The sequence below is a fragment of the Pontibacterium sp. genome (assembly GCF_041587635.1).
In the GTDB taxonomy this organism is placed as follows: Bacteria; Pseudomonadota; Gammaproteobacteria; order Pseudomonadales; family Balneatricaceae; genus Pontibacterium.
Genome location: NZ_JBFGYC010000516.1, coordinates 1 through 2878, shown reverse-complemented (window position 1 = coordinate 2878; position 2878 = coordinate 1). Strand labels below are relative to the sequence as shown.

The following is a 2878-nucleotide window of genomic DNA, read 5'->3' as shown; positions in this document are numbered from 1 at the left end:
GGGACAAGGCATTCCAATAGAATGCACGTTACCAACAACGGTAGAGCGTGAATAATCCATCATTCGGTCAAAGTCTTTATAAACATCGTAAGAATCAAACTCCCCTGATTCAGAGTGATGCTTAACTTTGACTAAAAACAGATTAACGCAAGGACACAGAAGAAGATTATCTGAAAGCGACGCCGATATACCTGAAAATAATAGTTTCTGAAAATGGCTCCCTACGATGACGCAACATACTTCGCAGCGATAGCGCTCACCCTTACACCTCTGTTAACAGACCCAACCTGCACCCCAGGCAACATTAGGCTACGCTAACCCAGTACAACCTGTGCTGAACCCGATTCGAGATAATGCCCAACTCGACGTATACTAAAAGTCTAAAGCAATCAGGGGGTTAAACCACAATGAGATCGACAGGTAAGCGACCGGCTCCGCTCTCGACAACCACTGACTATCAAGTTGGCCAGGACAACATACAGCCGTTCGGGCTTGATATTCATAACTTGGTTTTCCCTATCTCCGCCGTCTGCATTGTTGTTTTTGTTGCGCTGACCCTGTTGTTTCAAGAACAATCTGCAACCCTTTTCAACGAGTTACGCCCTTGGCTCACGACTCAGCTGGATTGGTTCTTTGTCATCAGCGTTAACTTCTTTGTGCTGTTTTGCCTGTACATCGCCTTTTCCAGAACAGGGCGTGTTCGTATCGGCGGACCCGATGCGAAACCGGAGTTCAGTTATCCCGGCTGGTTAGCCATGTTGTTTTCAGCGGGTATCGGCATCGGCCTGATGTTCTTTGGCGTACTGGAACCGGTCAACCACATGTTAAGCCCTCCATTAGGCATAACCCCAGAAAGCGCAGAAGCCGCCCGACTAGGGATTGCAGCCTCCGCCTTCCATTGGGGTATGAGCGCCTGGGCCGTATACGCTGTCGTCGGCTTGGCACTGGCGTATTTCACCTTCAATCACGGACTGCCATTAACCCTGCGCTCTGCCTTTTACCCACTTTTGGGTGATCGGGTATGGGGCCTGCCGGGTCATCTGATCGATATACTGGCCGTGTTTGCCACCATTTTTGGTCTGGCGACCTCGCTGGGATACGGTGCAGAACAAGTGGCAGCAGGGCTGAACGAGCTGTTTGGCATTGCCCCCACGGACGTGGTGAAAGTTATCCTGATCATTGGTATCACCGCAATCGCAGTCGGCTCCGTGGTTGCTGGGCTGGATGCAGGTGTAAAGCGCCTAAGCGAGATCAATATGGTCATGGCTGTATTGCTGCTGCTGTTTGTATTTTTCAGCGGTCCGACACTGGATCTGATCAGCGGTTTCGTCATTGGCCTGAAAGACTATGTGACCTATAGCATCCCGTTATCCAACCCGATTGGCCGCGAAGATACTGCCTTCTTCCATGGCTGGACCACCTTCTATTGGGCATGGTGGATCGCCTGGTCTCCGTTTGTGGGTATGTTTATCGCCCGTGTCAGTAAAGGCCGCACCATCCGCGAATTTATGGTCTGTGTACTGATCGTACCCACCCTATTCTGCCTGCTCTGGATGACCGTCTTTGGTGGCACCGCGATTGAGCAGATGGCCAGTGGATACGATGGTGTACGTGAAACCGTACAAAACTGGACACCCGAGCTGGCCCTGTACCGTTTGCTCGATAACTTGCCCATGAGCTACTTGATGTCTCTGGTGTCACTGATCCTGATCGTTATCTTCTTTGTTACATCCTCGGATAGCGGCTCATTGGTTATCGATACCATTACCGCTGGCGGTATTCTCAATCCACCAGTGCCACAGCGTGTTTTCTGGTGCACTTTCGAGGGTATGGTGGCAATAGCACTGCTATTGGGTGGCGGGCTTGGCTCTCTTCAGGCTGCGACCGTATCAACCGGCTTCCCATTCTGTATCGTGCTGCTGGTGATGTGTTTTAGTTTGTATAAGGGGCTGAAGCACGAACGGGTTTAAACTGCTTGCGGTGACCTGAAGAAGCTCAGTCAGTAACTGGGCTTCTTTCCATCCACACACTGAGGTAAACCGATACCGAAGCCAGCGCCAATCATGCTCCTTATCCAAGCCTCTCAAGCTCTTCGCACTACACATACCGTCCGATAACTTTGGTAGCCACCGTTTCCAATGTCTATCCTCGCCCAAACTCTCCGGCGCCTCACAACAAAAATTAGGAATTTATCCTATATTCGCACAGGGAAACCACAGCTACTTTATATACAGATGTATACATCTTAGTTGTGTTCAACAATAGGTGTAACGAATGCCGCGATTAATACGAAGGCTCTCCGTATTCAACATACACAACCTGTCGGTATACGCCTCTTTAAGCCCTAAGTTGAGAAATGCTGTCCAACCGTTCAAGGAACACGAAGGGTTATCCAAACTGGATGATTGTTCGACTCGTAAAGCACTTAACGAAGGACTCGCCATATGTCGGAACGCAAGGATTACTGTATTTGTTGCCTGACTCCAGCTGCAGATGCCGCCCCAACCCCCTCACTCCACAAGATTGCACACATCGGTGATCATACGGTCTACAGTTGTGATAAATGTGGAATGACACTCTGTATGGATACGGACTATGGGAAAGAAATACATGAACGTGAGGCCTTTGAGCATGTGCTCGCAGGTGCTGAGTTCAGCTCGTAGAGCCAGGCATTTATAGACGTCGGAATACCGCAGATACAAAAAAGCCCCGGTCGCTAAACCAGGGCTTTTTTGTTTTGAATTAGATGGCGGTGAGGGAGGGATTACTTCGCCCCTCCGGGGCCAGCGTCGCAAGCTCCGCTGTTGTCTCGCTTCGCTCGACTCGAACCACGAGGGTTCTCACCCTCCCATTCAAATACTGCAGATACAAAAAAGCC

Annotated in this window: 1 protein-coding gene and 1 other RNA gene; one reads left to right on the top strand and one right to left on the bottom strand. The window is 50.1% G+C overall.

From position 1 onward, the window contains the following. The first annotated feature begins 407 nt into the window (after positions 1 to 407). Positions 408 to 1970, top strand: coding sequence for a BCCT family transporter (locus tag ABYW01_RS18325; RefSeq protein ID WP_372835626.1), 1563 nt, complete (start codon positions 408 to 410; stop codon positions 1968 to 1970). A gap of 777 nt (positions 1971 to 2747) precedes the next feature. Here the strand turns inward: ABYW01_RS18325 and ABYW01_RS18320 are convergent. After that, a non-coding RNA gene (locus ABYW01_RS18320) (RtT sRNA) lies at positions 2748 to 2864 on the bottom strand. Positions 2865 to 2878 lie beyond the last annotated feature (14 nt).

Excerpts from the sequence above, each read along its gene's own strand:
- ABYW01_RS18325 (WP_372835626.1), top strand. The coding sequence starts at position 408 with ATGAGATCGACAGGTAAGCGACCGGCTCCGCTCTCGACAACCACTGAC.